Source organism: Oleomonas cavernae (assembly GCF_003590945.1).
Lineage (GTDB): Bacteria > Pseudomonadota > Alphaproteobacteria > Zavarziniales > Zavarziniaceae > Zavarzinia > Zavarzinia cavernae.
The window spans coordinates 1-1,487 of sequence record NZ_QYUK01000028.1 but is presented as its reverse complement, the minus strand read 5'-3'; the positions used below and the strand labels follow the sequence as shown (position 1 = coordinate 1,487).

The window sequence follows — 1,487 nt, the reverse complement described above, 5'->3', positions numbered from 1 at the left end:
GCTGCCGCGGCGAGGCGCCGGCGCAGTCGGCCAGCACGCAGGCCGGCAGGTAGCGGGCCAGCGCCCGCCGGCCCTCGGCGGGATCGGCGGGGCTTGCCGGATGGCGTCCGGCAGGAGCCTGCATTGGCCCGGTTGGCATGAATGACAGTGGCACCGGACAAAGCCCGCCGCCCTGAATCTCCGTAAATGTCTCCTTTGCAGTCAAAGGCTTTGCCGCGTTCAAGTCAACCCGATCCGGGGCCTGGATCACACCCTGGGGTAGGATTGTCGACACCTGAATCCGCTGGCAGCCTGGTTGCCGGCCACGCCTTGAACCCATGAGCAGCGCCGTCACTGCCCTCGATTTCCGCGACATCTACCCGCTGAACCGGTTGAGCCCGGAGGCGCTGGCGCAGTTGTCCGCGGGCCTGCGCCTGCGCGAGGTGGCCGCTGGCACCCGGCTGTTCGGGGTCGGCGAGACCCCGGCCAGCCACTATTACCTGCTGGCCGGCCGGGTCGAACTGCTCGATGCCCACGGCCGCCTGCTGCTGGCGCCGGAAGTGGCGCCCGGCGCGGCCCGGTGGCGCTGCCGCAGGACGTCCCCAGCGCCCAGGAACTGCGCGTTGCCGCGCCCAGCCGGCTGCTCGAGGTGGACCGCGAACTGCTCAACCAGGTGATGCTGAGCGACCAGCCCGACAGCGCGCACGCGATCGAGCTGGCCTATGCCGACGCGGTGCCCGGCGGCGCCTGGCCCGAGGCCTTCCTGCGCGCGCGCGGCTACGCCGGCATCGGCCGCGACCGCCTGGACCAGCTGTTCCGTGCGCTGCTGCCGGTGCCGGTGCGCGCCGGCGACTGCTTCATCCGCGAGGGCGAGACCGCCGACTGTTTCTATATCGTCGCGGAGGGCAGCTGCGAGGTGACGCGGCGTCTGCCCGACCTGCCGGAGCCGATGCGCGTGGCCGAGTACGGCCCAGGCGCCACGCTGGGCGAGGACGGCCTCCTGGCACAGAGCCCGCGAAATGCCAGCGTGCGCATGCTGACCGACGGCTGCCTGATGCGCCTGTCCGGCGACGATTTCCGCCGCCTGCTGCAGCCGGCGCTGGCGCTGCCGGTGAGCTATGCCGAGGCCCGCGAGATGGCCGGCAGCGGCGCGCGCTGGCTCGACGTGCGCCTGCCCGGCGAGATCGGCGGACGGCGCCTGCCGGAGGCGATCTACATCCCGCACCCGGTGGTGCGCGCGCGCCTGTTCACCGCCGATCCCTCGTACCGCTACATCGTGGTCTGCGACAACCGCCGCGACTCGCCGGTGATCGCCTACATGATGTCGAAGTACGGCTACGACGCGCGGTACCTTGAAGGCGGGTACGACGCGATTCCGGTCGGGGACCTGGCGTAGGGCGATACAAAGACCAGGCAGTCCGCAAATGGACGCAAATACACGCAAGCACCCATTCTTGAATTTGCGTTGATTCGCGTTTATTTGCGGACTGAAATCTTCCCGGCTCTAC

Annotated in this window: 2 protein-coding genes; both read left to right on the top strand. The window is 70.1% G+C overall.

Annotation, left to right across the window (positions count from 1 at the left end):
* Nucleotides 1-317: 317 nt before the first annotated feature.
* Nucleotides 318-656 carry a cyclic nucleotide-binding domain-containing protein gene (locus D3874_RS27735; protein WP_119782914.1) on the top strand — a complete coding sequence of 113 codons (339 nt, stop codon included), beginning with the start codon at nucleotides 318-320 and terminating at the stop codon, nucleotides 654-656.
* Nucleotides 629-1,375: a cyclic nucleotide-binding domain-containing protein gene (locus D3874_RS27730; RefSeq protein WP_119782913.1), complete on the top strand. Its 747-nt coding sequence runs from the start codon at nucleotides 629-631 to the stop codon at nucleotides 1,373-1,375. The genes D3874_RS27735 and D3874_RS27730 overlap by 28 nt, the downstream gene beginning before the upstream one ends.
* Nucleotides 1,376-1,487 lie beyond the last annotated feature (112 nt).

Bases quoted from the DNA above. Each gene is read 5' to 3' on its own strand.
- D3874_RS27735 (WP_119782914.1), top strand. From the start codon at position 318: ATGAGCAGCGCCGTCACTGCCCTCGATTTCCGCGACATCTACCCGCTG.